The 26,763-nt window shown below is 73.6% G+C and carries 24 protein-coding genes; 15 read left to right on the top strand and 9 right to left on the bottom strand.

The window, feature by feature from the left end; genetic code table 11:
• Positions 1 to 40: 40 nt before the first annotated feature.
• Positions 41 to 925: a class I SAM-dependent methyltransferase gene (locus AC5R91_RS26070; RefSeq protein ID WP_495393927.1), complete on the bottom strand. Its 885-nt coding sequence runs from the start codon at positions 923 to 925 to the stop codon at positions 41 to 43.
• A 403-nt stretch (positions 926 to 1,328) separates the two neighbouring features.
• On the opposite strand from AC5R91_RS26070, the gene AC5R91_RS26065 reads away from it, so the two are divergent.
• The gene (locus tag AC5R91_RS26065) at positions 1,329 to 2,111 is read left to right on the top strand and encodes an enoyl-CoA hydratase/isomerase family protein (RefSeq protein ID WP_495393926.1); all 783 of its coding nucleotides are present in this window, start codon (positions 1,329 to 1,331) and stop codon (positions 2,109 to 2,111) included.
• A 128-nt stretch (positions 2,112 to 2,239) separates the two neighbouring features.
• Here the strand turns inward: AC5R91_RS26065 and AC5R91_RS26060 are convergent, their stop codons facing one another.
• The 3 genes from AC5R91_RS26060 to AC5R91_RS26050 all read right to left on the bottom strand — a co-directional run bounded on the left by AC5R91_RS26060 (position 2,240) and on the right by AC5R91_RS26050 (position 6,333).
• On the bottom strand, positions 2,240 to 2,926 hold the full coding sequence (locus AC5R91_RS26060; protein WP_495398065.1) for an EAL domain-containing protein: 687 nt from the start codon (positions 2,924 to 2,926) through the stop codon (positions 2,240 to 2,242).
• Positions 2,829 to 4,676 carry a diguanylate cyclase domain-containing protein gene (locus AC5R91_RS26055; protein ID WP_495393925.1) on the bottom strand — a complete coding sequence of 616 codons (1,848 nt, stop codon included), beginning with the start codon at positions 4,674 to 4,676 and terminating at the stop codon, positions 2,829 to 2,831. Before AC5R91_RS26055 ends, AC5R91_RS26060 begins: the two co-directional genes overlap by 98 nt.
• Before the next feature lie 220 nt (positions 4,677 to 4,896).
• Positions 4,897 to 6,333, bottom strand: coding sequence for an aminotransferase-like domain-containing protein (locus tag AC5R91_RS26050; RefSeq protein WP_495393924.1), 1,437 nt, complete (start codon positions 6,331 to 6,333; stop codon positions 4,897 to 4,899).
• On the opposite strand from AC5R91_RS26050, the gene AC5R91_RS26045 reads away from it, so the two are divergent.
• Together AC5R91_RS26045 and AC5R91_RS26040 are read left to right on the top strand one after the other, a co-directional pair.
• Positions 6,332 to 7,261 carry an EamA family transporter gene (locus AC5R91_RS26045; protein WP_495393923.1) on the top strand — a complete coding sequence of 310 codons (930 nt, stop codon included), beginning with the start codon at positions 6,332 to 6,334 and terminating at the stop codon, positions 7,259 to 7,261. The two genes, AC5R91_RS26050 and AC5R91_RS26045, sit on opposite strands and share 2 nt — an antisense overlap.
• A gap of 647 nt (positions 7,262 to 7,908) precedes the next feature.
• Entirely contained in the window at positions 7,909 to 9,177 is a 1,269-nt protein-coding gene (locus tag AC5R91_RS26040) for an ABC transporter substrate-binding protein (RefSeq protein ID WP_495393922.1), read from the top strand.
• 236 nt (positions 9,178 to 9,413) lie between these two features.
• On the opposite strand, the gene AC5R91_RS26035 is transcribed toward AC5R91_RS26040, so the two are convergent.
• Both AC5R91_RS26035 and AC5R91_RS26030 read right to left on the bottom strand, forming a co-directional pair.
• The gene (locus AC5R91_RS26035) at positions 9,414 to 9,743 is read right to left on the bottom strand and encodes a hypothetical protein (RefSeq protein WP_495393921.1); all 330 of its coding nucleotides are present in this window, start codon (positions 9,741 to 9,743) and stop codon (positions 9,414 to 9,416) included.
• Positions 9,744 to 10,036: 293 nt separating this feature from the next.
• Positions 10,037 to 10,615 (bottom strand): TIGR03086 family metal-binding protein, encoded by a 579-nt coding sequence (locus AC5R91_RS26030; protein ID WP_495393920.1) that lies wholly within the window; start codon positions 10,613 to 10,615, stop codon positions 10,037 to 10,039.
• 307 nt (positions 10,616 to 10,922) lie between these two features.
• On the opposite strand from AC5R91_RS26030, the gene AC5R91_RS26025 reads away from it, so the two are divergent.
• The 3 genes from AC5R91_RS26025 (at position 10,923) to AC5R91_RS26015 (ending at position 13,196) form a co-directional block, all read left to right on the top strand.
• Positions 10,923 to 11,192, top strand: coding sequence for an alkyl sulfatase C-terminal domain-containing protein (locus AC5R91_RS26025; RefSeq protein ID WP_495393919.1), 270 nt, complete (start codon positions 10,923 to 10,925; stop codon positions 11,190 to 11,192).
• Between the two features lie 115 nt (positions 11,193 to 11,307).
• On the top strand, positions 11,308 to 12,585 hold the full coding sequence (locus tag AC5R91_RS26020) for a helix-turn-helix transcriptional regulator (RefSeq protein WP_495393918.1): 1,278 nt from the start codon (positions 11,308 to 11,310) through the stop codon (positions 12,583 to 12,585).
• Entirely contained in the window at positions 12,582 to 13,196 is a 615-nt protein-coding gene (locus AC5R91_RS26015) for a YbaK/EbsC family protein (protein WP_495393917.1), read from the top strand. Before AC5R91_RS26020 ends, AC5R91_RS26015 begins: the two co-directional genes overlap by 4 nt.
• Positions 13,197 to 13,221: 25 nt before the next feature.
• On the opposite strand, the gene fabG is transcribed toward AC5R91_RS26015, so the two are convergent.
• Positions 13,222 to 14,004, bottom strand: coding sequence for a 3-oxoacyl-ACP reductase FabG (gene fabG / locus AC5R91_RS26010; RefSeq protein WP_495393916.1), 783 nt, complete (start codon positions 14,002 to 14,004; stop codon positions 13,222 to 13,224).
• 131 nt (positions 14,005 to 14,135) lie between these two features.
• Positions 14,136 to 15,341: a phosphotransferase enzyme family protein gene (locus AC5R91_RS26005; protein WP_495393915.1), complete on the bottom strand. Its 1,206-nt coding sequence runs from the start codon at positions 15,339 to 15,341 to the stop codon at positions 14,136 to 14,138.
• A 142-nt stretch (positions 15,342 to 15,483) separates the two neighbouring features.
• On the opposite strand from AC5R91_RS26005, the gene eutB reads away from it, so the two are divergent.
• The 6 genes from eutB (at position 15,484) to AC5R91_RS25975 (ending at position 20,320) form a co-directional block, all read left to right on the top strand.
• On the top strand, positions 15,484 to 16,935 hold the full coding sequence (eutB, locus tag AC5R91_RS26000; protein WP_495393914.1) for an ethanolamine ammonia-lyase subunit EutB: 1,452 nt from the start codon (positions 15,484 to 15,486) through the stop codon (positions 16,933 to 16,935).
• A gap of 98 nt (positions 16,936 to 17,033) precedes the next feature.
• Positions 17,034 to 17,849, top strand: a complete 816-nt coding sequence (gene eutC, locus AC5R91_RS25995; RefSeq protein ID WP_495393913.1) for an ethanolamine ammonia-lyase subunit EutC — start codon at positions 17,034 to 17,036, stop codon at positions 17,847 to 17,849.
• 91 nt (positions 17,850 to 17,940) lie between these two features.
• Positions 17,941 to 18,249 (top strand): hypothetical protein, encoded by a 309-nt coding sequence (locus tag AC5R91_RS25990; RefSeq protein WP_495393912.1) that lies wholly within the window; start codon positions 17,941 to 17,943, stop codon positions 18,247 to 18,249.
• 29 nt (positions 18,250 to 18,278) lie between these two features.
• Positions 18,279 to 18,851, top strand: coding sequence for an NADPH-dependent FMN reductase (locus AC5R91_RS25985; RefSeq protein WP_495393911.1), 573 nt, complete (start codon positions 18,279 to 18,281; stop codon positions 18,849 to 18,851).
• Between the two features lie 300 nt (positions 18,852 to 19,151).
• Positions 19,152 to 19,973, top strand: coding sequence for an EndoU domain-containing protein (locus AC5R91_RS25980; protein ID WP_495393910.1), 822 nt, complete (start codon positions 19,152 to 19,154; stop codon positions 19,971 to 19,973).
• Positions 19,970 to 20,320, top strand: coding sequence for a hypothetical protein (locus AC5R91_RS25975; protein ID WP_495393909.1), 351 nt, complete (start codon positions 19,970 to 19,972; stop codon positions 20,318 to 20,320). Before AC5R91_RS25980 ends, AC5R91_RS25975 begins: the two co-directional genes overlap by 4 nt.
• A gap of 107 nt (positions 20,321 to 20,427) precedes the next feature.
• On the opposite strand, the gene AC5R91_RS25970 is transcribed toward AC5R91_RS25975, so the two are convergent.
• Positions 20,428 to 21,090, bottom strand: coding sequence for an AAA family ATPase (locus tag AC5R91_RS25970; protein WP_495393908.1), 663 nt, complete (start codon positions 21,088 to 21,090; stop codon positions 20,428 to 20,430).
• 345 nt (positions 21,091 to 21,435) lie between these two features.
• Between AC5R91_RS25970 and AC5R91_RS25965 the strand changes: the two genes are divergently transcribed.
• The 3 genes from AC5R91_RS25965 (at position 21,436) to AC5R91_RS25955 (ending at position 26,277) form a co-directional block, all read left to right on the top strand.
• The gene (locus AC5R91_RS25965; protein ID WP_495393907.1) at positions 21,436 to 23,121 is read left to right on the top strand and encodes a CocE/NonD family hydrolase; all 1,686 of its coding nucleotides are present in this window, start codon (positions 21,436 to 21,438) and stop codon (positions 23,119 to 23,121) included.
• Between the two features lie 262 nt (positions 23,122 to 23,383).
• A complete protein-coding gene (locus AC5R91_RS25960; protein WP_495393906.1) occupies positions 23,384 to 23,515 on the top strand; it encodes a hypothetical protein in 132 nt (43 codons plus the stop codon).
• Positions 23,516 to 23,676: 161 nt separating this feature from the next.
• Positions 23,677 to 26,277 (top strand): helicase-associated domain-containing protein, encoded by a 2,601-nt coding sequence (locus AC5R91_RS25955; RefSeq protein ID WP_495393905.1) that lies wholly within the window; start codon positions 23,677 to 23,679, stop codon positions 26,275 to 26,277.
• Positions 26,278 to 26,763: the final 486 nt, after the last annotated feature.

Raw genomic sequence — 26,763 nt, 5'->3', positions numbered from 1 at the left:
GCCGGGGAGCTGGGGAGCGGGCCGAGGCGGTAAAGCGCCGTCAGGCAGCCGGTTCGGCCAACACCAGGAGATATTCGAACTCGTAGCGGCCCGGACCGCCCAGCGGGCCGAGATACTCGCCGGCGGCGAATCTCAGCAGGTCGTCGTCGAGGGCGGCGAGGAGTTTCGGATTCGTGCCGAGACGTTCGTATGTCTCGACCACCGGGGCGAAACACGCCCGGTAGAGCGCGCACCATTCCGCCGGCGAGCCGGCGAAGTCCAGGCGGGCCGTGCGCCGGTGCGTTTCCAGCCGGGTGACCCGATCACCGAACAGGGCGCGCACGTGGGCCGGGTCGCCCCAGTCGGTCGGCGCCGGCGCACCGTCCGGACGGGTGGGGGCGTGCCGCTCCAGCAGCGCGAACAGCCGTCCCATCGCCCCGCCGGCGGTCCAGTTCGCCATCGCCACCGTGCCGCCCGGACGGCACACCCGCGCCAGCTCCCGGGCCGTGGCCGCCTGGTCGGGCGCGAACATGGCGCCGATGCAGGACAGCACCACGTCGAAGTCGTCGTCGGCGAAGGGCAGCAGCTCCGCGTCCGCTTCCACCCATTCCATGCTGATGCCGCGGTCGGCCGCCGCCTGCCGGCCCCGCTCGATCAGCTTGGGCGTGAGGTCGGAGGCGGTCACGTCCGCGCCCAGCTCCGCGGCCGCGATGGCCGCGTTGCCACTGCCGGTGGCGACGTCGAGCACCCGGTTGACGGGGGCGATCCCCGCGGCCCGGACGAGGTCGCCGCCGAGTCCGACGAGCAGGCGGGCGATCACCGAGTAGTCCCCACGGGCCCAGGTTCGGCCGTCCGGGGCGGGTTCTCCCGGTGCCTCTGGCGCAGCGGTCGCGGCGCTTGTCGGCGCCCCGACCAGCGTGTGCGAGTAGAGATCGTCAACAGTCATGATCTTCCTTTCCCCGGCACGGGTTCACGGATTCCACCGGGCCGATCCACCCCACCACGAAAGAAACCCCAGGTGGATCGCCGATAAACAGCACGGAGCACCCATGAAGGGCACACCGCACTCGGCCCCGAGGCCGCTGAAAATCCCCGGAAGCCGACGGGAACTATTCTCAGTGATCGGCCGGTGACACGCCAGCGATACGCATAGCCGACGAAATTGAAGCAGCCACCGCCCGGCAATGCGGCGGATGCGGTATAAGCCGCGGCCGGACGGCCGAGCGCCGGTCACCCGATTACGCCCGGCCGGTACGGCGCGCCCCAGGCCGGCGGATCGGCCAGGATGGCGGACGGGGCGTCTGACCCCCGGCAACCGCCGGCACCGACCAGCACAACGGAGGATCAGCATGAGCGAGTCCGGCGACGTCGCCGTCGAGACCCGGCCCGACCACGTCGCGGTCGTCGAGATCCGCCGCCCGCCGCACAACTACTTCGACGTGCACCTCGTCGAGGAGCTCGCCGACACCTACGACAAGCTCGCGGCCGGGTCCGAGGTCCGCGCGATCGTCCTCGCCGCGCAGGGCAAGCACTTCTGCGCGGGCGCCGACTTCGCCGGCGCCAGCACGGCGGCGGCGGTCACGGCCGAGGAGGGGGCGCCGGCGCTCTACCGGGCGGCGGCGCGGCTGTTCGCCGCCCCGATCCCGGTGGTGGCCGCGGTGCAGGGCAGCGCGATCGGCGGCGGGGTGGGGCTCGCGCTGTCCGCGGACTTCCGGGTGGCGAGCCCCGAGACCCGGTTCGTGGCGAACTTCTCCCGGCTCGGCCTGCATCAGGGCTTCGGCCTGTCGGTGACGCTGCCGGCGGTCGTCGGCCGGCAGAAGGCGCTGGACCTGCTCTACACCGGCCGCCGGGTCGGCGGGCAGGAGGCGTTCGAGATCGGCCTGGCCGATCGCCTCGCTCCGGCGGAGGGCCTGCGCGACGCGGCGCTCGCGTTCGCCGCCGAGATCGCCGCGGCTGCGCCCCTGGCGGTGCGCAGCATCCGGCAGACGATGTGGGCGGACCTCGTGCCCGCGATCCAGGCCGCCACGGACCGGGAGGCGTCCGAGCAGGCCCTCCTGCGGGCCACCACCGACTTCGCCGAGGGCGTGCGGGCCACCGCCGAGCGCCGCGACCCCCGCTTCACCGGCCGCTGAGCCCGCGCCACGGGCCGGCGATCTACCCGCTGATCTTCCTCGTCGGACTCCCGTCGGCGGCCACGGCGGCCGGCTGGCTGCTCGCCGGCCGGGAACCGGCGACGATCGCGCGCCGGATGCCCCCGTGATCACGCGCGGGTGGCGGTCGCGGATGGCGGGGAACGGTTGTCGACGACGTCGCCGGTGGCGAGGTGGCAGCCGCGTTCGAGCAGGCGGCGTGCCGTCGACCTGCTGTCGACACCGTCGGCGATCACCTCGATCCCCAGGTCGATCATGGTGGCGAGGAAGGCGTCGGTGAGGATGCGCAGCCGGTCCTGCGTCGACCGGTCGACCCACAGCGCCGTGTAGGCGGGGTGCAGGGTGATCGTGTCGACTGGCAGCAGCCGCAGGCTGTCCACGGTGGTGTCCGCCGAGCCGACCTCGGCCAGGGAGATCCGCACACCCGCGCGGTGCAGCCGGGTGAGGACCTCAGCGGTGGCGTCGAGGTCGCGGTCCCGGCTCGTCCCGCGGATGTCGAGGACGAGCGCGCCGGCCGGCAGCCCCGCGTCGGCCAACGCCGAGGAGATCTCCGCCGGCAGCCCCTCGCGGGTCGCCCGCTCGGCGAGCAGCGGCACGTGCACCGCCGCCGGTCGCGTGCCGGACGGCGTCCGGCGGGAGATCCACGCCAGGGCGTGGCGCAGCAGGAACCGGTCGAGGGCCGGCCCGACACCGGCCGAATCACCCAGGGCGGCCAGCTGCTGCGGCCGGAGCACGCCCAGCCGCGGGTGGTGCCATTCCAGCCGGGCCTGGTAGGCGGGCACCTCGTCGGTCGCCAGGTCGACGACGGGTCGCAGGCAGACGCCGAGCCGGCCGCCGCTCGGGTCGTCGCGGGCGGCCGCGGCGAGGGCGGCCTGCAGGGCGGGGACCGTGTCCGGCGCGCCGAGCTCGGCGTCGTAGACCGTGAGGAGTCCGCTCTTGCCGGACTTGGCGGAGTACATCGCCAGGTCCGCGCGATGCAGCAGGGTCTCGGCGGTGATCGCGGTGTCGGCGGTGCCGACGACGACGAGCCCGAAACTGGCCGCGACGGCGTAGGTGCTGGACCGGAAGGCGAACCGCCTCCGCGAGCCGGTGCCCGATCACCACCGGGTCCTCGGCGTCGCCCGCCGGCGCGGATTCGAGCAGGATGGCGAACTCGTCCCCGCCGAAGCGGGCCACGGTGTCGGTGGCCCGAACGGCCGCGGTGAGCCGGCGGGCGGTGACGCGCAGCAGCTCGTCGCCGGCCGCGTGCCCGAGCGCGTCGTTGACCTGCTTGAAGTCGTCGAGATCGCAGAAGACCACGGCGACCGGGTGCGGCACCCGGGCGTAGCGGCACAGGGCCTGGTCGAGCCGGTCGGCGAACAGCGCCCGGTTGGCCAGGCCCGTCAGTGGATCGTGGAAGGCCAGCCGGCGCAGCTCCCCCTGGTTCTCCTCCAACCGCTCCAGCAGCCGCACGTTGTCGGCCATCGTCGTCATCTGCCGGATGAGGGCCAGCACGAGCAGGCACAGCAACGCCCAGATCTCCTCCTGCCCGGCCAGATCGGCCCCCAGCACCCGCACGACCGCGACGGCGCCCGCGACGAGCAACGGCAGGTACGGCAGCATGACGTGCCACCAGCGCCGCCGGTACTGTGCGGCGGTCCACTGCGCCGCCGGGACGACGGCGAGGGGCGGCTGCGCCGGTGGCAGCAGCGCGGCGAGGCCCACCAGCAGCGGGCCGGTCACGAAGCCCATGTCCAGGATGCGCGGAAGGTCGGCGAGGTCCCGCGTCGTCGCGTACAGGTAGATCATGATGGCCAGCGCGAAGACCATCAGCCCCGAGCCGAGCAGACCGAGGCCGAGCAGGGAACGCGGCCGGCGGAACGTGGCGATCAGGATGATCGTCACGGCGGTGACGAGCGCGGCGGCGGTCACGACGAGGGCGGGCAGGATGTCGTAGACGGGATGGTCGTCCCCCTTGATGCCGTTCTCCAGCACCGTCACCCAGGCGAGCAGCGCCACGGCACCGGTCACGATGACGCTGTCGAGCACCGTGATCAGGTACCAGCGCCGCTGCCGGGCGGTCCCGCGCGCGAGCGTGTCGAACGGCTCGGCCGGGTAGCGCAGCACCCCGGCCAGCCCGCACAGCCACGGCGCCAGCAGCGCCAGCATGGGCAGGGTGATGTGCGGCACGGGTTGTCCGCCCCGGACGACGTCGTGCAGCGAGGCGAGCGCCGTCCCCGACAGCGCCAGCACCATCACGCCGACGAGCACGCGCCAGGTGCGTTCCGCGCCCTCGCGCCGGGCCGCGGTCACGAAGCAGGCCAGCGCGCCGGACGCCGTCGACGCGAGCCCGGCGGCCCGCACCACGATCAGCGCGGCCCGGGCGGGCAGCGTCAGCGTGGCCAGCGCCACCGCGACGACGACCACGGCGACACCGAGCGCCGTCCACCGCCACCAGCGGGCGACGGGCGGCCCCCCGAACCCGGGCGGGCGGGCCCGCGCGGGCGCGGGCGGACGGCCCCGCGCGGGCGCGCGTGCCTCGTCCCCCGTCCGGCCGTCACGCCCCATCTGAACGTCACCGTCCAACCCGGCCAAGCGCGGCGTCACCGCGGCGGTGGCGCCCCTCGGCCCCCGTTACCTATGCCCGTCCTATGCCCGTCCGGCGGCCCAGATCCGACCGAATCGGCCCGACCGCTGCCCAGCGTGACCCCCGGTCCGGGGTCTGGCCCGGACGACCGAGGGGGACTACGGCGCTCCCGGGCCCGGACCTCACCCGTCGCGCAGCACCTCACCCGTCGCGCAGCACCACGGCGAGCCGGTCGACCGCGGCGACGAGGCCCTCGCCCGAGGTGCGGCTGTAGGTCAGCCGCAGGTGGGGGGCGACGGCCTCGCCCACGGTGTAGGCGCTGCCGGGGCCGACGGCGACGCCCGCCCGCCGGGCGGCCGCGGTGACGAGCCGATCGTCGGCGCCGAGCGGCAGCGGCAGCCAGACGTGCACACCCCCGCTGGGCGGCTGCGGCGGGTCGAGGGTGGGCAGGGCCCGCGCGATCGCGGCGAGCAATGCCGCCCGGCGGGCCAGCAGCACCCGGCGCAACCCCGCCAGGTGCCGGCGCCAACCCGGGGTGCTGAGCAGCTCCACCGCGGTCTGCTGGAGCACCGGGGCGACGAACAGGTCGTCGGTGATCCGCACCCGGGCCAGCCGGGCCGCGACGGGGCCACGGGCGGTGACCGCCGCGATCCGCAGGCCCGGCGACACGCTCTTCGACAGCGACAGCACGTGCACGACGTGACCGTCCGGATCGGCGGCGGCCAGTGGGGGCGGGCTGACCGCGGTGAGGTCCAGCGGCGCCACCCAGTCGTCCTCGACGCAGAACGCGCGGTGGTCCCGCAGGGCGGCGAGCACCGCCGGCCGGCGGTCCGGGGCGAGCACCGCCCCGGTGGGGTTGGCGTGCCGCGGCTGGAGATAGACCAGCCGGGCCCCGCTGCGACCGAGGACGTCGGCGAGATCGTCCGGACGCACCCCGGCGGCGTCCGCCGGCACCGGGACCGGGACGAGCCCGGCAGCCCGCGCGGCGGCCAGCGCCCCCGGATAGGTGGTGTGCTCGACCGCGAGGGCCTCGCCGGGCCGGCCGAGGGCGCGGAAGACCAGCGCGAGCGCCGCCTGCCCGCCGCTGGTGACGAGCACGTCCTGCGCGGTGTGGGACGGGCTGACCAGGCCGGCGATCAGCCCGCGCAGGTCGGGCAGGCCGGCGACCGGGGTGCGATCCCAGGCGCCGGGCCGGCGCGCGGCGCGGGCGGCGGCCGCCGCGAGCAGGCCCACCGGCTGGGCCGCCGGATCCAGGTAGGCCGAGGCGAGGTCGAGCACGCCGTCGGGGACGGGCGAGTAGAGGTCGGTCATGTCGTGCGGCAGGTCGTCGCGGGCGCCGAGCGCGGCGGTCTGCCAGCTCAGATCGGTCGACCGCGACGCCGGCGGCTCGGCGACGACGCTGCCGCGGCCGGGCGTGGTGACGAGCAGCCCGCGGGCGGCGACCGTCGCGAGGGCCCGCTGCACGGTCAGCGCGCTCGCCCGGTGCCGGCGTTGAAGCTCCCGGGTGCTCGGCAACGCCGAGCCTGCGGGCAGGCGGGCGCACAGCGCGGTCAGCTCGTCGGCGATCCCCGCCGGGCCGCCCCCACGGCCCCGCCCGGCCGCTGACCCGTCAGCGCTTCCACCGCTATCCTCATACATGAGGGACAAGGAAAGCGCATTCGTCGGGCGCGGGGAAGCGCGGGGGCTGGTGTCGGGCGCCGCGGGGGTGGTGGCGTTCAGCCTCACGCTGGTCGCGACCCGGGCCGCGGAACCCGCCTTCGGGGCGCTCACCGTCGGCGCCGGCCGCGCCGTGCTGGCTGCCGGCCTAGCGGCGGCCCTGCTGCGCCGCCGCGGTCTGCCCCTGTGCCCCCCCGACGGGCGGGCGGCGACGATCGTCATCGCGGCGACCGTGGTCGTCGGGTTCCCGCTGCTGACCTCGTGGGCGCTCGCGGACGTCCCGGTCGCGCACGCCGCCGTCGTGGTGGGCCTGGCGCCGGCGGCGACGGCCGGATTCGCGGTGGTGCTGGCCGGGGAGCGGCCGACCCCGCCCTACTGGGCGGCCCTGGGCGTCGGGCTCGCCGCGGTGCTGGCCTTCGCGGCGGTCCAGGGTGCGGGCCGGCCACGGCTGGCCGACGTGCTGGTGCTCGCCGCGGTGGCGCTCGTCGGCCTCGGATACGCGGCGGGCGGGGTGCTGGCGCGGCGCTTCGACGGCGCGGCGGTGATCTGCTGGGCGCTGCTGGCGGCGCTGCCGGTCACGGTGCCGCTGACCGCGATCGGCCTCGCCGTGCATCCGCCGCGCCAGGTGACGGCCGGGGCCGCCACCGGACTGGGCTACGTCAGCGTCGTCAGCATGTTCCTCGGCTTCGTCGTCTGGTATCGGGGGCTCGCCCTCGGCGGGGTGGCGCGGGTCGGGCGGCTCCAGCTCGCCCAACCGGTGCTGACACTGCTCTGGGCGGCTCTGCTGCTCGGTGAGCCGCTGACGCCGGTCGGCGTCGGGACGGCGGTGGTCGTCATCGCCTCGGTCGTCGTCGGCCGCCGGGCTCCCGTACGCCCGAGCCAGACCGACGGGACTCCCCGCCAGGCATGACCCAGGTCACCCGCAGTTGCGCGGGACTGAGCCGGGGGTGGTGCGCCGGGCCGCTGCGGCCCGCCCACCGGACGGCCGGTGGGCGCCGCCCGGTGCGCGGTGCCCACCGACGGTGGGGGCGGATTTGCCGCGCTGGCCGGCAGCCGATATGCAGGAAATTTTACCCGCGGCCACTTTCGCCGACTCGGAACCCGGAGTGCGGCCGTCACGGCGGACTCCGCGCGCGTCCGCGCATCGCCGGGGCCCGGAGAACAGCGTGCATCCGCAGGCCGGATCGGCATCACCGCACCCCCCACACCGGTAATACGGCCGGGCCGATGACATCGACCGGGGCGGCCGTCAGCACCGGTCAATGAGTCGCATCACGCATTCACCCGGTCGGGGCACCCACCGCCCACGGGCCGGACCATCTCGGCGTCGCACTGCGCCGCGGTATACACCCCGAAAGGCGTAGCACCGACGCCCGGAATCAGAACACGACGAATCCCTCTTTGCGACGCCCTGTACCTTGTGCTGCTCCTGGCCCGGCCGCCGACATTCACCGGGCACCGGCCCGACCACCACCCATGGGCCGGCGCAGGGGCTCGAAAGGGCCGGTCCGCCGCATTGGTCGGCGGCCACCGCGCAAGGCACAAAAAAGGTGGGTAATGAGAAGAAGCCTGCGTTCATGCGTCGCGGCGGTTGCCGCGGTCGCCAGCATGGTCGTCGGCATGACCGCGTGCGGCGGCGGGAACGGCGGAGACATCCTGAGCCAGGCCCGAAACGGTGGGGCGGACCCGTGCGCACCGACGCCGGGCGCCGACCGGAGCAAGATCGACCTCGGCATGCTGTACTCCGGCTCGCCGTACGACGGCGACCCCAGCGCGCTGTTCCGGGCGGGCGTGGACGCCCGCCTCGGCGAGCAGAACGCCAACGGCGGGATCTACGGGCGCCGGCTCTCCTACAGCATCGAGGACGACGAGGCGGCCCCCGAGCTGAACACCGTCGGCGGGCGTGCTCTCGCGCAGCGCGACAAGGCGCTCGGCATCCTCCAGTTCAGCGTGGCGGCCTCCGGATCGGCGCACCTGCTGGAGTCCGCCGGGGTGCCCGTCGTCGACGGGCAGATCACCGATCCGTCGCTGGCGCCCCGCTCGAACGTGTTCAGCTACTCCCGGCCGACGGTGGAGGAACCCACCTCCAGCGGCTGGGGCGAGTTCCTCGCCAACCGAGGCGCGCACCGCGCGGTCACGGTCTCCCTGGAACTGTCCTCGGCCACCAGGTCGATGGCCGATGCCGCCCGCAGGAGCGTGCTCGCCGCCGGCCTGAAGGTCGCGGACAACCTGCAGGTGCCCAGCGGGCCCTTCGACGCCGACCGGTTCGCCGACGAGGTCCGGGACTCCGGCGCCGACAGCCTCATCGCCTTCGTCCCGGCGCCGAACTTCTACCAGATCGTCGCCGCGGTGCAGGACGCCGGCGTCGACCTCAAGGCGATCCTGGGCAACCCGACCAGCTACGACCGCAGCCAACTCGCCCGGTTCGGGGACTCCGCCGCGGGGGCGTACGCGTTCCTCGACTACACGCCGTTCGAGCTCAACACCCCGGCGCACCGGCGGTTCCTCGCCGCGATGGCCACCTACGCCCCGCAGGCCGCCGCGCTGCCGGACGGCACGGCGCTGATCGGCTGGATCAGCGCCGACCTGTTGCTGCGCGGGATCACCGCCGCCGGCGTCTGCCCGACCCGCGCCGGCGCGCTCGCCGGCCTGCGCCGCCAGACCCGCTTCGACGCCGACGGGCTGCTGCCGGCGCCGATCAACCTGAGCAAGGGCGTGGCCAACATCGCGCCCTGCTACGACTACGTGCAGGTCACCAAGGACGGTAAGAAGTTCGTCCCGGTGCCCGGCAAACCACGGTGCGGACGGATCCTGCGGGCCGGATGACCGCGCGAGCCGCATGACCGTCCGAGCCGCATGACGGTCCGAGCCGCATGGCCGTCCGAGCCGCATGGCCGTCCGAGCCGCATGACCGCGCGAGGCCGGACGACCGCGCCCGCGCGGACGGCCGGGCTTCCCACCGCCGACCCGAGCGGGCCGACGGCGGGAACCCGGCGCGCCGCGGTGTCAGACGCCGCGGTCAGCAGGCGGTCACCAGATCGGGCAGCCACCGGTAAAGCGGTTTACCACTTGCCCCAGTAGTAGAAGCCGGGGTGCCATTCCTTGGGATGCCAGACCTTGGGGAAGTAGTGGTGGTGCCACCAGTAACCGGGAATCCAGTATCCGGGCTCCCAGTATCCGGGGTGGAAGATCCGGTGCTGCCCCTTGTGGTCCTTGGGGCCTTCGTGCGGCTTTTCCACCGCCTTCGGAGGCGGCGGCGCGGGCGTGGTGACGGCCGGACTTGGGCTTGCCGGTGACGGCGTGACCGCGCCGGCGGGCGCGGCCGTCAGGAATGCGGCGAAGGCGAGGACGACAGCCAGTACCAGAGATCTGCAACGCTTGATGATTTTCATGGCCATCCCTTCGGCAGATGCGCCGTCACGACACCCCGACTGTTCGGATCTCCCGTCGGGAAGCCGTCCCCGGCGCGTCTACTGAATACCCTCGCCACGCTCCGCACAACCGCCGACACGCCACGTCGTCACCAATACGCGAACCGCGTTGTCCGGCGCTTGAACCCTGCTTGTGCCCTGCGCCTGGATCGGCGCATCCGAAATCGGTGAAAGGGCGGTTTTTCCTGTTGCCCGCCCGCGCGAGGCGGCTCGTCAGGACACGGCTCGTCAGAACACGGCGTCAGGACATGGCGTCAGGACATGGTGCGACCGAGGTGGCCGGCCAGCCGACGGTAGGCGTCCGCGTCGGCGGGCACCTCGACCACCGGGCCGAAGGGCATCTCCTCGCGGCCCTCGACCGGCACCGCCCGCCGGGCGATCTCCAGCGAGATGACGGCGAGTTCGGGATCGAGCCCGCCGGTACGGCCCGTCGCGACCGCAAGATCCCAGGAGTGCATCGTCAGCTCCTGGGTGTAGGCGGCCGCGGCGACCCGGCCGGGCAGCACCGCCCAGGGCAACTGCAGGGGCCGGTCGAGCAGGGTGTCGTCGGACCAGACCGCACGCAGGTCGGCGGCGGACTTCGCATAGCGCTCCGCCCAACCGTCCAACGGCACCCCGGTGGTCACCGGAGGCAGCTCCCGGGGGTCACCGCCCCGACCGACGACCGCGATCCGCGCGACCACGGTGAACAGGTGCCCGACCAGGGTGGCGACGTCGAATTCGGAACAGGGGGTCGGCAGCGCGGTCTGGTCCGGCTCGACGGCGGCGACGAGCCGCCCCGCCTGGTCGAGGGCACGGTCGAGCAGCGGGCGCGGGTCATCCAGCGGGTTCATGCGGGCGGGTGCTCCTTCGGTCGTCTTCGGTCGCCGTCAGTCGTCGCGGCGTGTTCGAGGGCGACGGTAGCCACCGAACAGGTCGCCTTCTGTCCTGTTCCCAGCGCCGGACGCGCCCCGCCCGCGCGGCACCTCGCGAAACATGACCACGCCAGATTCCGGGTACGGACTCATCACTCTCGGTAATGCCGCATGCCGGCGGGACCGCGAATTCTGTCTCGGGCCGGCGATGGTCCGTGCCGAAACTTCGGCCCGAGATCCCGGCAGGGCCGGAGAGATCCGTGCGCAGATTTCGGGAAGGTCGATGATGGTCACCGGCGCCGGGCAGCGCCACCGCAGCGTGCTCTCCCACGGCGCGTTCACGCACTGGCCCAACCCCGACCCAGACGTCCGCGCCGGCGCCGGCGCCGGCGCCGCGGATGCCACCGTGCGTCTCAGCCGCGCGCAGCTACTCGGGCTGCTCGGTGGGCAGGTCGCGCACGACACGCTGGCCGTCGACGGCGACGCCACCGTCCTGGCCCGGCTGCTGGGACTGCTCGACGCGCCCGACCCCGCGTTCGCGATCGTGACCCCCTGAGCCGGCCGGGACGCCCGCCGCGAGCGCGGCCGCGGGCCACCCCACCGGACCACCCCACCAGCCCGCCCGGCCACCGGCCCGACGCCGCGCACCGCCGCCGGCCTACGGTGATCGGGTGCGTGCGAGTCGGCTGATCGCCATCATCATGCTGCTGCAGGCGCACGAGCGGCTCACCGCCGCGCAGATCGCCGGGCGGCTCGGCGTCAGCGACCGGACGGTCCGCCGGGACCTCGACGTCCTCGGCGAACTCGGGGTGCCGCTGTACTCCGAACGGGGATACGGCGGCGGGTGGCGGCTGGTCCACGGCTGGCGCAGCGATCTGTCGGGGCTCACCGCCGACGAGGCGCACGGGCTGTTCCTGGTCGCGGGTTCGGCGGCGCGTCCCGGGCTCGGGCTGGAGCCCGCGGTGGACTCGGCGCTGCGCAAGCTGCTGGCGGCCCTGCCCGCGGCGACCCGCCCGGACACCGAGGCCGTTACCGCCACCTTGCTCGTCGACCCGGGCCGCTGGGGTGGCCCGGCCGTGACACCGCCCGCCCAGCTCGCGAAGCTGGCCGGGATCCTGCGGGCGGGCCACCGCGCCCGGGTCCGCTACGCCGGCCGGGCCGCCCGCGCGGCCGGCGCGCCCGCCCGCGACCGGGACGTCGACCCCTACGGCCTGGTCCAGAAGGGTGACACCTGGTACCTCGTCGCCGGGACGGACGACGGTCCACGAACGCTGCGGGTCTCCCGCATCGAGTCGGTCACCGAGCTCCACGAGCCTGCGCACCGGCCCGCCGACCTCGACCTGCCGGCCCTCTGGGCGCAGTCGCGCCGCGCGGTCGAGGAACGGATGTGGGCCTACCGGGTCCGGCTGCGCGCCGATCCCGCGATCGTCCCGATCCTGCTCGGCGTGCTGGGCGCCCGCGGCCGCATCGAACGGCCGGCCGGGCCCCCCGCGGGCGGGGGCACCGTCGCCGGCGCCGAGCATGTCCCGGCCGGCATCGCGCACCTTGGCACCGCCGACGCAGACACCGCCGGCGCAGACACCGCCGGCGCAGACACCGCCGGCGCAGGCACCGCCGCCGACACGGTCGGCACCGCGGCCAACCCGGTCGACTCGGCCAGTCCGACCGACTGGACCGACCCACTCGACGCCGCGGGTGGCACCGCCGGTTGGACGGCGTTGTGCGCCTCGTTCCCGAGCGCGGCCGTCGCCGCCGCCGATCTCGCCGGGTTCGGCGCGCGGGTCATCGTCGACGAACCGCCCGGCCAACCCGACGGCGTCGCCGCGCACCTACGGCGCATCGCGACCGAACTGCTCGCGCGATACTCGGACCCGGCACCGCGGACGGCACCGAACCCTGAAACGGCACAGAACCCCGAAGCCGACGATCGTCAGGAGACCGCACCGTGACCCAGACCGGTACCGAGCCCCAGACCCTCATCGAAACCCTGACCGGCACCGAGACCGCGACCAGCACCGAGACCGCGACCAGCGCCGATCCCGGGACCGGCATCGAGACCGCCGGACCTGACTTCGCCGGACTGCCGCCGCGCAGCCGTCTGGTCGCCGAGGCGCTGCACGCAGCCGGGGCGGAGCAGGCCGCGCGGGCGATCCGCGAGCTGCCCGACTCGGCGCGGACGGCGGCGGAGGCGGCTGCGGCGGTCGGCTGCGAGGTGGGCGCGATCGCCAACAGCCTGGTGTTCGTCACGGAGGCCGCGCGGCCGGTGCTGGTGCTGACCAGCGGCAGCCACCGCGTCGACACCGGCTCGCTGGCCGCCCGGCTCGGAGTGGCCGCCCTGTCCCGGGCCAGCGCCGCCCAGGTGCGGGAGGCGACCGGGCAGGCCATCGGCGGGGTGGCCCCGGTGGGTCATCCGGCGCCGCTGCGCACCGTCGTCGACGTGACGCTCGCGGACCACCCCCGGATCTGGGCCGCCGCCGGCACCCCGCACACCGTCTTTCCGACGACCTACGAGGAGCTCGTCCGGGTCACCGGCGGCACCCCGCTGTCCGTGACGGCCTGAGCCGCCGTCCACGGCGCGCGCGGCGTCACGACGCCTGCAGGGCGGCCGGCGACTCGGGCAGGACCTGACCGCCGTCGATCACCAGCGCCTGCCCGGTGATGTAGGAGGCCTCGTCCGAGGCAAGGAACAGCGCCGCGTGACCGACCTCGTCAACCTCTCCGAGCCGGCGCATCGGGATCGCGGCCTCCATCGAGTTCAGGTAGTCCGCGCCCAGCTCGTCGAGTCCCTCGGTGCGGACGTTGCCCGGGAGCACCGCGTTCACGGTGACCCGATCCCGGGCGAGCTCGACCGCGGCGGTGCGCATGAACCCGAGCAAGGCCGCCTTGGACGCCCCGTAGTGCGACCAGCCGGGATGACCGGTGACCGGCCCGGTGATCGACGAGGTGAGGATCACCCGGCCGCGGCCGGAGGCGACCAGCGCCGGCAGGAACGCCTGCACGGTGAGGATGGCGCCCTTGACGTTCGTGCCCAGCACCTCGTCGATGTCGGCCTCCGTGATCGTCGCCAGCGGCGCGGACGGGAAGATCCCGGCGTTGGCGCAGACGACGTCGACCCCGCCGTGCCGCTCGGCGACGGTCCGGGCCAGCCGCGCGTTGTCCTCGGCGCTGGCCGCGTCGGCGAGCACGAAGCTGACGGTGCCCTCGCCGAGCTCGTCGAGCTCCTGGGCCGTGGTGGCCGCGGCGACGACGTCCCGGCCGCTGAGCACGACGTTCGCCCCCGCCCTCGCGAAGACCCTGGCGATGCCCTTGCCGATCCCCTTACTCCCGCCGGTGACCACGACGGTCCGACCCGCGACCGAGGTGAACATGTGGCACGTCCTTTCGTCGATGCGGGGTGATGTCCGCATAGTCCCCGGCGGACGAGACGTTCAAGCGGCCAGACTTGACCGTCCGCCCCGGCATGCCGTCCGCCCCGGCTTGCCGTCCGGCCCGGCCGCGGTCAGCCGGCGAGCAGGCGGCCGTTCAGGTAGGCCTCGGCGAGGTCGCAGCTCTCGCGGGCGTACGCCGGGATGCTGGGCACCGCGTCGGAGTGCGGGTGGGTGCCGAGCCACGCGACGAGCAGCAGCCGGCGCAGCAGCACGAAGGTCGGGATCATCGCGACGTCCGCGGCGGTCAGCGGGAGCCGCCGCTGGTAGGCGGCGAGCCACGCGGCGACGAGATCGCCGGCGGAGTCCAGGTGCTCGATGAACGACAGCGACGCCGCGAGATCCCACAGATACCAGCCGAAGCCGCAGTCGTCGAAGTCGATGACGCACACCTCGTCCGCCTTCACTGACTTCGCTGACTTCGCTGACTTCGCTGACTTCGCCGCCTGCGCCGCGCTCGCGCCTCCCGTGCCGATGACCAGAGCGTCGTCGGGGACGAGGAGGTTCGCCATCCGCATGTCCGCATGGATGAGCCCGAACCGCTGCGGCCCCCGGCCGAAGGCCGCCAGGCGCTCCTCGGCGACGGCGACGGCCCGGCCCAGCAGCTCCACGGCCTCACCCGCAGCGCCACCCCGCGATCCCCGCCCGGCGGCGACCTGAGATCCCGGCGCGTGGACGACCCGCGATCCCGGGTCGTCCACGCCCGCGGCTGCGTCCGCTCCGACGACGACCGCCTCGGCCAGCGCCGTGCGCAGGCCGGAGATCCAGCTCCCCCACCGGGCAGCGGGGCCGAGGGTGCTCTCCCAGGTCCAGGCGAAGCGGGCGAACGACGGCGGGCGGGCCCAGCTCCGCGCGTGCCGATGCAGCCGGGCGGTGACGTCGCCGAGCTGGCTGAACGTCCCTTGCAGCGCGGCGAGTTCCAGGGCCTCGGGCGACCGGCCGTCGACCCACTCGAACAGCACGGCATGCCGCCCGGTCGCGGTCGCCACGAGGGCGCCGGTGCGGGTCGGGACAACCGGCGGAGTGCGCACGACACCGTCGGCGCGAAGGGCGGCCACCCAGGCAAGCTCCCCGTGGATCTCGGCGAGGCTGTGGTAGCCGGGGCGATGCAGCCGCAGCGCCCAGCGACGCCCGCCGGCCGGGTCGTCCACCTGGTAGGTGACGTTCTCCGAGACGTGCAGGAGGGTGGCCTTCGGCGCCGGCCCGAGATCGTAGGCGCCGAGCACCTCGTCGACGGTCTCGTCCAGCCCGAGCAGCCCCTCCGCCGAGGTTGCGCTCATCGCACGGCCCCCCAACCCGACGGCACCGCCCCCGCGTTCCCGTTCCCGTCCTCTGGCACGGGGAGCACCGTAATACGGCTCCATCGGCCGCCCGGGCAAAGGTCCGTACCGTTACGCGAGCGGAGGGCGTTGGGGACGGGAGGTGGCGGCATTGGCCTACCGGGTGACGTTGCGCGGCGAGCGGCACGTCTTCGCCGATCTGGCGGGGCTGTTCGCGAAGGCGAACGAGGAAAAGTCCGGCGACCAGCTCGCCGGGATCGCCGCCGGGTCGGCGCGCGAGCGGGTGGCGGCCAAGCTCGCGCTCGCCGACGTCACGCTCGGCGAGATCGTCGCCGCGCCGCTGATCGACGACGCGGTCACCGACCTGATCCTGCGCGGCCACGACACCGCGTTGTTCGCTCCGCTGACCTCGCTGACTGTGGGTGAGTTCCGCGAGCTCGTGCTGTCGCCGTCGTTCCCGGCGCGCTGGCGTGACGACGGCCTGGCCCGCGCGATCACCCCCGAGATCGCCGCCGCCACCGCGAAGATCATGAGCGACAAGGACCTGATCTGTGCCGCGAAGCCGCTGCGGACGGTCACCCGCTGCCGCAACACGATCGGCGAGGCGGGCGTCCTCGGCGTGCGGGTGCAGCCGAACCATCCCGCCGACAACCTGGAGGGCATCCTGCTGTCGGTGCTCGACGGCCTGCTGCACGGCTGCGGTGACGCGGTACTCGGCGTCAACCCGGCGCGCGAGTCGGTCGAGCAGGTCGGGGACATCCTGCGCGGCCTCGGCGCTCTGGTCGACGCACTGGCGCTGCCGACCCAGACGTGCGTGCTCGCGCACCTCACCACCCAGCTCGCCGCCCTGGCCGCCGGCGCGCCGGTGGACCTGCTGTTCCAGTCGGTCGCCGGCACGGAGGCGGCGAACACGAGCTTCGGGATCACCCTGGACCTGCTGGCCGAGGGCCGGGAGGCCGTGCTCGCCCACCACCGCCGGGACCGGCCGGGCGACTTCGTCGGCGAGCAGGTCATGTACTTCGAGACCGGGCAGGGCAGCGCGCTGTCCGCCGACGCCCACCACGGCGTCGACCAGCTCACCTGCGAGGCGCGGGCGCACGGGGTGGCCCGGGCGTTCGACCCGTTCCTCGTCAACTCGGTCGTCGGTTTCATCGGCCCGGAATACCTCGCCGACGCCCGCCAGATCACCCGCGCCGGCCTGGAGGACCATTTCGTCGGCAAGCTGCTGGGCCTGCCGATGGGCTGCGACGTCTGCTACACGAACCATGTCGACGCCGACCAGAACACCAACGACGACCTGCTCGTCCTGCTGGTCGCCGCGGGCTGCACGTTCGTGATGGGCGTCCCGAGCGCCGACGACGTCATGCTCGGCTACCAGTCGACCAGCTACCACGACGCCGCCGGCATGCGCGAGCTGTTCAACCTGCGCGCCGCGCCGGAGTTCACCGCCTGGCTGACCGACCGCGGCCTGCTCGTCGACGGCCACCTCGCCGACCCCACCGGCCCGGTCGCCGCTCTCCTCACCGCCGGCCTCGACGGCGCCCTCGCCACTCTCCCCACCCCACCCGCCATCCCCTCGGGCCCGACCCGGTGACCCCGGGCCGCTCCCCCGACCCCGACCCCGACCCCGACGCTGATTCCGACCCCACCGCCGCATCCCCCGAACGGACCAGTCCGGATCGGGAGCCCGCGGTGGTGCCGGTGGATCTGGCGGCGCTGGCCGAGCGGGTCCGGGCGGTGACGCCGGCACGGGTGTTCGTCGGCCGGACCGGAACCTCCTACCGGACGGCGAACCTGCTGACGCTGCGGGCCGACCACGCGGCGGCCCGCGACGCCGTCGACGCCGAACTGGACCTCGCCGGGGCCGCACTGGCCGCGACGACCGAGCGGTTCGGCCTGTTCGCCGTCCGCTCGGCCGCCGCCGACCGGGCCCAGTACCTGCGCCGGCCAGACCTGGGCCGGCGGCTGTCCGACGCCGGCCGCGCGCAGGTCGCCGCCCGCTGCCCGCCCGGCGCGGACCTGCAGATCGTGATCGGCGACGGCCTGTCCGCGGCGGCGGTGGACGCCCAGGTCCCGGCGCTGCTGCCCGCGCTGCTCACCGCGGCGGCCGCGGCCGGCTGGTCCACCGGCCAGCCGTTCGCGGTGCGCCAGTGCCGCGTCGGCATCATGAACGACATCGGCGACCTGCTGCACCCCACGGTGATCGTCCTGCTGATCGGCGAACGCCCCGGCCTCGCCACCGCCGAGAGCCTCTCCGCCTACCTGGCCCACCGCCCCCGCTCAGGCCAGACCGACGCCGACCGCAACCTCCTGTCCAACATCCACCGCGGCGGCCTCACCCCCGCCCAGGCCGTCGAGCGCCTCACCAGTTTGGTCGATACGATGCGCACATTGGGCATCAGCGGCGTCTCGATCAAGGAACCGACCGCCGCGGGGACCCTCCCCACCGGCGCGCCGACCGAAGCTGATGCCGCTCCGCCCGAAGCCAATGCACCTTCCAGCATGTGAGGCGCCCTCGCTTTGCGACTTGCCCGAACTAGGCAAATCGGGCGCCCATTAACAAATAAGTCATCATTGGCACCCCGGAAGATCGGGCAATGTGACCGGCGGGGCATGGAGCCCCGACAACACCCGCATCCTCACCACCAGCGACGATGGCACCGCTCGGATCTGGGACGCCATCACCGGCCGACCGATCGGCTGGCGGCTCGAGCAGCTCCCGGACGGCGAGCTGGCGGTCTGGTCGGCGGACGGGGACGAGCTGCTCGGCGCGTCGGAGGAAGCGTGGCGGTGGTTGGGCTGTCTGGTGCCGCGTGGTGGTCGGCTGGTCCGGTTGCCGGCCGAGACCTGGGGCCCGCTTCCGCCGCTGTCCCGGCCGACCGGTCATCGCCCTGACACTCCGCTCTGACGAAGGCGATGGGCAGCAAGGATGGTCCCATGGCAGCAACAAGGCTTCTTCTGATCTCGGGCAGCACCCGTGGGGCGTCGACGAACACGGCTGCGCTGCGCACCGCCGCCGCGCTGTCGCCCGACGGGGTGGCGACCGTCCTCTACGACGGGCTGGCGGAGCTGCCGGCGTTCACCCCGGATGCCGACGACTCCGCGCCGCCGCCCGCGGTCGCCGCGTTGCGGGCCCAGCTCGCCGCGGCCGACGCGGTGCTGTTCTGCACGCCGGAGTACGCGGGCGCGCTGCCCGGCAGCCTGAAGAACCTGCTCGACTGGACGGTCGGCACCGGCGATCTCTACGGCAAGCCCACCGCCTGGATCAACGTCGCCGCCCCGGGCCGCGGCCTCGGCGCACTGGCAGAGCTCGCCACCGTGCTGGGCTACGTCACCGTCGAGGTGATCGAGGCGGCGTGCGTGGCGATTCCGGTGGACCGCGATGCCGTCGCCGCCGACGGGACCGTGTCCGACGAGGCCGTCCGGGCCACGCTCGTCGCCGCGATGCGCGCAATCACCGAGCATCTCGAGGCACGGAACTCCGCGTCCCCGGCCGCAGCACAAGCCTGACCCGTTCGACCCACCCCGCTTCGCCGGATCGTCACCTCATGGTCGCGCTGCGTGCGATATCGTCCGCCGTGGGTGCATTCGCAGAGCGGCCGGGAGGAAGCGATCAGTCCCTCGCGCCGCCGGCAGCCAGACCGGGCCGGACGCGGACGGCGGGACTGACCCGTGGCCGAGTTCGACAACCCGCGCCCGGCCGGCGTATCCGGCGGGGATGCCCGGCCGTCCCGGCCCGACACACGTCAACCCGCCGCCGACGCTCTACCGCCCCAATCCGACCGGCCCACCGCCACCCCTCGCGAGGGAGTGGAACGCAAGGCCGCGCTCCTCGACCGCCGCGCCGCCGAGGTCTCCGCCCACGACCGGCCAGCACCTGCCGTCACCTCGGCCGAGCGCAAGGCGGCGTTACTCGAAGCCCGCGCCGCCGGCATGGATCGGACCGCCCCCGACGAATCCGGCAGGCCGTCCTCCGACGCTCCCCGCGCCGCCACCGATCCCGAACGCAAGGCGGCCCTGCTCGACAGCCGCGCCACAAACCGCTCGCCCCGGCCCGAGGCTGTCCCGAACGCCGAACAACGCCCGCCTGCCGAGACCGCGCACGCCCCGTCCCCGCGGGACCCGCCGTCTCGATTGCCAGACCGACCGCCGACCCGCCCCACGGACGCACCCGCCCGGCCCGAGATCAGCGAGAAGGTGTTCCAGCACATCCTGCACGGCGAATGGAACAGGCGCGGCCGACCAGTCGGCTTCCACAGCGCCCCCGACGGCCATCCCCCACCCGACCGCCGCATCACCTCGGTGGAAGACAGGAAGCCGGACGGCACCTACCATGCCGACGTCGAGTTTCGCCATCCGACCACCCGAGAATGGAAGAGGAAGGATGTTCCGGAGCACACCATGTTCCCGAACCAGTGGTCGGAGCAGAAAGTGCGCGATGCCGTGCAGACAACCTACGAGAAGATCTACGAAGACGTCATCGAGCCGAGACTGAGAAATAATGATGAACTTCCCAAGAAGGCGCTGCGAAACAGCTACGATGGCGTGCTGATACAGCTCTACATCAGCCCAGGCGGAGAACTCAGGACTGCATTCCCGATCCAGAAGGCCGACCCAGGGGAGCCTCGATGAGCAGATGGACGTTCCGGCGCGACGAAGATCAGAACCTGGAGATAGCCGCGCCACCGCTCGACCGGAACACCCAAGCTGCCGTCCTCGACTTCCTGGAAAGCGATGTCGGCCCAAACCCGCCGGACATCGCAAGGTATTTCCGACGATGGCAGAAAGTTCGTGCGGGCGAGCTGAACGCTGCGCTGGGGAACGGCACCGTGCAGGAGATCGAGGGGGATCGGGTGCTGTTGGAGTCGCTGTATGAACAGTGGGAGTCGGTGTATTTCACGGTTGCGGAGTTCGAGGAGCTGCTGGACGACTATGCGGCGTTCCTCAACTCCCGGAGCCGGCCCGGCGCCGACGGGTGAGCGGTTCCGCGGAACCGTCGTCGGGTAGGCCGTCGAGCGGTTCCGCGGAACCGTCGGCGAGGGCCGGACGACGAGCGAGGGTTGGACCACCAGCAAGAGCCGAACCGTCAGCGGGGTAGGCCGACGAGTTCGTCGAAGCGGATGTGGCGGAGTTGCACGCCGAGGCGGCGGGCCTGGCGGCGGACCGGGCCGGCGGGGTCGGGGGTGAACGCCAGGCCGGCGTCGGCGGCGATGTTCGCGGCGACGGCGCCGATCGGCAGGCCGTCGGTGAGCAGGTGGCGGGCGAATTCCGGAGCCCGGAGCGCGGCAAGGGAACGGTCGGCCTGGGTCGCGGCGTAGCTGCGGGCGGTCTCCCCGCGCGAGCGGATGCGCCGCAGCAGGACGGCTCGGTCGGCGAGCAGCGTCACGTGCCGCACCTCGTGGCCGGCGGCGCGCAGCGGGTCGACAAACGCGGCCAGCAGGCCGGGGTCCAGCACCGTCATCGGCACGACGACCGGCCCGTCGCCGGCATCGAGCACAGTACCGAGCATCTCGACGACGCCGTCCCGCCACAGGGGCATGTCGCGAAAGTCGCCGCGCAGCGGCGCGGGCAGCATCCGGCGCAGCGCGAAACCGAGGTGCTCCGGGTCGCAGACAAAGGAGCCGGCCAACCCACGGTGCAGCTCGTAGGCCACCTGCGTCTTACCGATGCCATTGGGTCCGTTGAGCCATATCAGCACCCGGAAGACGATATCAGCGCCAGGACCGACCCTTGACGGCCATCCCCGCATCCGCCCTCCCACACCGGCGGATACGGGATACGCGAAGCGCCGGCAGCCGCTGCCAAAAGGGCCGATCCGGCGGCGGCCGGGCCGAAGACGGACCAACACCGCGTCGCCGAACGCCACGCATCAAGTGTCCGCTTCAGCGGCAGCGGTCGCGGCCGGCCCTACGCTTCGGGCCTGTGACCGGAAACCGTCATCGCCGCGGCCTCGCGGGTCGGCGACGAACCGGGCGGTGGTTTACGGACCGCCGTTCGCGGAAAACGGGGTAATCCCGCCACCTCACCTCACGGCCTGACGCCGCCCGGCGATCGGCCCTGTTCTGCTCCGACTTTCGGCAAGGAGACTCCACGAGTGGCCACCAGCCCCCAGCGAACGACAGTCTTCGATTTCGCCCCCCAGGACCGATCCCTGCTCGACGCCCAGATCCGGGCGTTGGAGAACCTGGACCGCGGTGACTTCCGGGAGCTTCCGTCCGCGACCGCCGGCAAGTTCCAGCAACTTCAGGGCGCGGGAACGTTCGCGTCCGTCCGGATTCCCGGCGCGGACCCGGACGTCCAGCTCGACGCGGGCGTGTTCGTCCCGCTCGGTGCCGGTCCGCACCCGGTCGTCGTCCTGCCGGCGCCACTGGCCCCCACCGGATGGCGTTCCTACCCCGGGCTGCTCGTGAACTTCGCGATCCGGGGATATCTGGCCGTCTCGTACAGCGAGCGGGGTCTCGCCGAATCCACCGGGAAGATCGACGTCGCCGGGCCGCGGGACCGGGCGGACGGCTCCGCCGTCATCGACTGGATCCTGGAGAACCACGCCGATCGGGTGAACCCGGACCAGATCGCGTTCGTCGGATCGTCCTACGGCGCCGGCCAGAGCCTGATCATCGCCGCGCACGACGACCGGGTGAAGGCCGTCGGCGCGCAGAGCGCGTGGGCGGATCTCACCCGCTCGCTGTACGAGAACGAGACCCGGCACATCGCCGCCTTCGAGGCCCTCGCGGCGCTGTTCGGTGAGGACCGCCTGTCCGACGAGACGCGGCAGATCTTCGAGGACTTCCGCGCCAACAAGAACATCAAGAACCTGCTGGACTTCGGGGCCATCCGGTCGCCGATCAGCTACGTCGAGCGGCTCAACTCCCGGCAGGTGCCGATCTTCCTCGGCACGTACTGGCACGAGACGATCTTCTCTGTGCCGGCCGTCGTCGAGTTCTTCAACCAGCTCACCGGCCCCCGCCGGCTGCTGGTGCAGATCGGCGACCACGGCGGAGACGAGATCCTGGGTTTCCTCGGGGGCTGGAGCCGGCCGACCGCGACGTCCTTCCGCTGGCTGGACCATCACCTTCGGGGCAAGGACAACGGCGTCGGCCAGGACGGCAACGTCCACACCGAGTACATGCACAACCTGTTCGACCTGCGTAAGTCCAACGACTGGCAGTCGTACGTCCAGCCGACCCGGCGGTTCTACCTCGACCAGCCGCGCAACGGCTCCACCGACGGCGCCCTGGCGTCCCGGCCGGCCACCGGATGGACGACGACCATCCAGGCGGGCGTGGACACCCCCGCGCACGTCGCCGAGCAGCTCGTCCAGACCGGCGTCCTGGAGCGGCTCGGCGCCCCCGCGATCTACGACACGGCGTCGATCTCGCGGCGGGACGCGGCCGTCTGGGTGACCGAGCCGCTGGTGCAGCAGAGCCAGCTCACCGGCAACGTCCGGCTGCACCTGACGGTCCGCCCGTCGGCGGCGACGGCGACGATCGTGACCCACCTGTTCGACGTGGATCCGGGCCGCGCCAAGGGCAAGATCATCACCAGCGCACCGTACACGCTGCTCAACGAGCGGGAGGGCGAGGCCCGCGCGATCGACGTCCAACTACAGCCCGCGGACTACCGCATCGCCGCCGGCCACCAGCTCGCCCTCGTGATCGACACGAAGGACCGCCTGTTCGCCGACGCCACCGTCGACGGCAGCCAGGTCGAGCTCGCCTCCCCGGACGGCGCCGCCTCCTACCTGGAGCTCCCGCTCGCCAACCTGCCCGACGCGGAATAGCCCTCCTGTTCCGCGGAACATTCGCCTGAGTCAGGGACGGGACGACGGCCGGGCCCGTGCGGTGGACGCCGCACGGGCCCGATCCGTCCGCGACGATGGCGGCGACCGAACGGCGTTCGGCGGCCGGCCCGGCACCGCGGTGCGGATCGGTGGGGCGCGGACCCACCGGCGGCTACGCTCGGCGGCTGCGCCCGCCGCCGCCACTTACCGCCGCCACCGCTCACCGCTGCCACCGCCACCGCCGGTTCGGAGACGTCCGTCCATGAGCTCCGACTACGGCATTCCCTCCGCCGAGATCGCCGAACTGGCCGATCTCACCTGGCCGGACCCCGAACCACCATCCGTAGCCCGCCACCCGGCGATCACCCTCGGTAGTAGGCATCCCGAGCGGTGACGGTGAGGCGCCGTCCGGCGGTTCGTCCGCGTCACGACCTCGGCGATACGGCGACCACTTCGCCGGGCTCGTCCTGCTCTCTCTGCGAGCGCTGTTGTCCCTGTGTGAACGCTTGCCGACTGGCGGCGGGCTCGGCAGGCCCGGCGGTCACAATGGTCCCGATGTCCTCCACGCCCTCCTTCGCCACGCATCTCGCCGGTCTCGACCCGGTGGAGCTGGGTGCCGTGCTGCGCGCCCGCCCCGACGTACTGGTCGAGCCACTGCCTCTTGGTTTCGACCAACTCGCCCAGCGGCTGGCCGACGCCCGCTCGTTGAGCCGGGCGCTCACCGAGCTTGACCGGGACAGTCTGCAGGTGGGCGTGGCGGTCGCCCTGCTGCCGGGCCCGGTGACCGTCGACCGCCTCGCGGGACTGCTGGACGTGCCCCGCGACGCCATGCGCGCCGTGGTGGACGGTCTGTTCGTCCGCGGCCTGGCCTGGCCCGCCCCGGCGCCGGCGGCCGGCACCGAAGGCGGGGAGAGCACCCCCGGCGAAAGCAACCCCGGCGAGCCGGTCATCCGCCTCCTGTCGCCGCTGCAGCACCACTGGTCGGAACCTTTCACCGAGATCGACACCGCGGCGCAGCTTGCCAGCGCCGCGCTCGTCGAGGACGTGCGGACGGCAGTGCGTGCGCTCGGTGAGGACCCGACCGGGCTGCGCAAGCCCGAGCTCGTCACGCTGTTCGCCCGTCTGCTGGCCGATCCCGCGCGGGTGGCGGTCCTCGTCGCCGAGCTCCCGGCGCCGGCGCGGGAGCTGCTGACGGACCTGTGGTCGGCGGTCGACGAGGACGACGACCTCCCGTTCGTCGTCGTGCTGGCCGAGCGTGAGCAGCACGTCGGACCGTCCGCCGTGCGGGCTCTGATCCGCGCCGGCCTGATGCTGCCGGTCCGGGGCCTGGCGGAGCTGCCTCGCGAGGTTGTCATCGCCGCCTGGATCTCCGAGCACCGGCGCACGCTGACCGGCCCGCCGGACATCCCCCGCCCGTCGGTCGACCCGGCCGGGGTGCAGTCGAGTGCGCAGGCGGCGGCGCAGGACACCGTCCGTAACGTTGCGGCCCTGCTCGACGAGGCGGCGGCCGTGCCGATCGCGGCGCTCAAGCGCGGCGGGATCGGCGGGCGGGAACGGCTGCGGCTGGCCAAGCGGTTGTCGCTGCCGCCGGCGGACCTGCCGGTGTGGATCGATCTGACCGCGACGGCGGGCCTGCTGATCCCCGACGCGGCCGGCTATGTGCCGGGACCGGAGTTCACCGCCTGGCGGGAGGCCACGCCGAGCCGGCAGTGGGCCTCGCTCGCGCTGGCCTGGTACGTCCAGGAGCACGCCCCGTCGGGCCGCGAGCTCGACGACGAGCGGGACATCGCCCCGCCGCTGCCCATCGAATCCGACGCCGGCCTGCTGCGGGGGACCCTGCTGCGCGCCGCCGCCGACGGCCGGTCGGTGCGGCTGACCGCCGAGAACATCGACTGGTTCTTCCCGCTGGACGGATACCCCGACCCCCTGCGGACGGCCGTGATGGCGGCGACGATCCGCGAGGCCGAGCTGCTCGGCGTCGTGGCGCTGGACGTCCTGTCCGGTCTGGGTGAGGCGCTGCGGACCAGCACCGCCGACCTGGCCGACCTCGCCGGCCCCGCCGCAGCCTTCCCGTCCTACCGCGCCCTCACCGCGGCGATCACCACGGCTGCGACGGCCCTCGGCGACCGCTGCGCCAAGCTGCTGCCCGAGTCCAGGCCCAGCCTGATCCTCCAGTCCGACCTCACCGCCGTCGTCTCCGGCCCACCGACCGCGGCGATGGCCCAGGTGCTGCGCGCCACCGCCGAACCCGAATCCCGCGGCGCCGCCGGGACCTGGCGGTTCACCCCCGCGTCCGTCCGCGCGGCGTTGGATGCCGGCTGGTCCGCCGACGAGCTACTCGACGAACTGCGCGCCATGGCCGACCACACGCTGCCCCAGGCCCTGGAATACCTCGTCGCCGACGTCGCCCGCCGCCACGGTCACGTCCGGGTCCGCGGCCTGCGCAGCGCCGTCCTCGGCGACGAGCCGACGACCACCGAGCTGCTGCACACCCGCGTCCTCGCCAAACTCTCCCTGGCCCGGCTCGCCCCCACCGTCCTGTCCAGCCCCGAGAACCCGGACACCGTCCTCGCCGAACTGCGCCGCGCCGGCTTCTACCCCGTCGCCGAGGACGCCACCGGCACCGTCATCGTCCCGTCGTCCGGCCGCGCGCCGGCAGGACCTCCGCCGCGCCGCCAGAAATCCGCCTCTGGTCGACGGTCCTCGACGGCGTCGCCCGGCCGCACCCCGTCCGCAGCCTCCCCCGGCGGCTCCCGGGACCGTCGGTCCGATCCTTCGGGTACCTCCCCAGCTTCCGCCGGTAGCGGCCGGACCCGAGCCGCCGACGGCGCGCCCCGGCGGGTGACGCCGGAGGAGCTCGTCGCGCGCCTGCTCACCGACGCCGACGAGGGCGTGCCCCCGCCGAGCCCCCTGGTCCGCGAGCTCGCCGGCCTCAACGACCGCCTCAACGACAGCGAACTCGCCCTGCTCGCCGAGGCCGTCGAGTCCCGCGGCGACGTGGTGATCACGTATCGCGACAAGAACGGCAAGCGCACCGTCCGCCGCATCACCATCAACGCCATGTTCGGCCGCTGGCTGGACGCCTGGTGCCACCTCCGCAACGACGACCGCGAATTCGCCATCGCCAACATCCAGTCCATCTCCCCCGCCGGCTGACCCGAACCCGCTCGAGCCGGCAGTCCCTCCATGAAGGACAGCCGCGGCGCGCCAGACCGTCGGACGCTGGCACGCCACCCCGTCGCACCCCCTCCAGGGACGATCAGGGACCCGTACGCCACGCTGACCGCGGCGGTCCAGGCGGCGTTGCAATCCCTCCAGGGATGATCAGCGACCCCATAGTAAAGGTGCAGGTCAAGGGCGGTGCGGACCGGGTGCTGAACGGCGATCTTGCAGCGGTCCGGCGGTAATGCAACTGCGCAGGTCAGAGCCATGATCCGGAGCGGGCATCCTGAAGCACTCGGGAAGTGCCCGGCTCGCTCGGATGCGTCATCACAGTGGGTGCCGGAGGTACTCGTCCAGCGCCTACCGCCAAAAGCCGACGATTTCACGGCCCGCCGCCGCGTCTCCTGCGCGGCGAACTCGAGGGCTCCGGATGAGTGCCTGAGCGACGTCGAGCTGGCCCTCCTTGTCTGCGCGGTCAAT

Source organism: Frankia sp. BMG5.60 (assembly GCF_059428125.1).
Note: the sequence above shows the minus strand (reverse complement) of the source record. Positions and strands in the feature narration are given on the sequence as shown.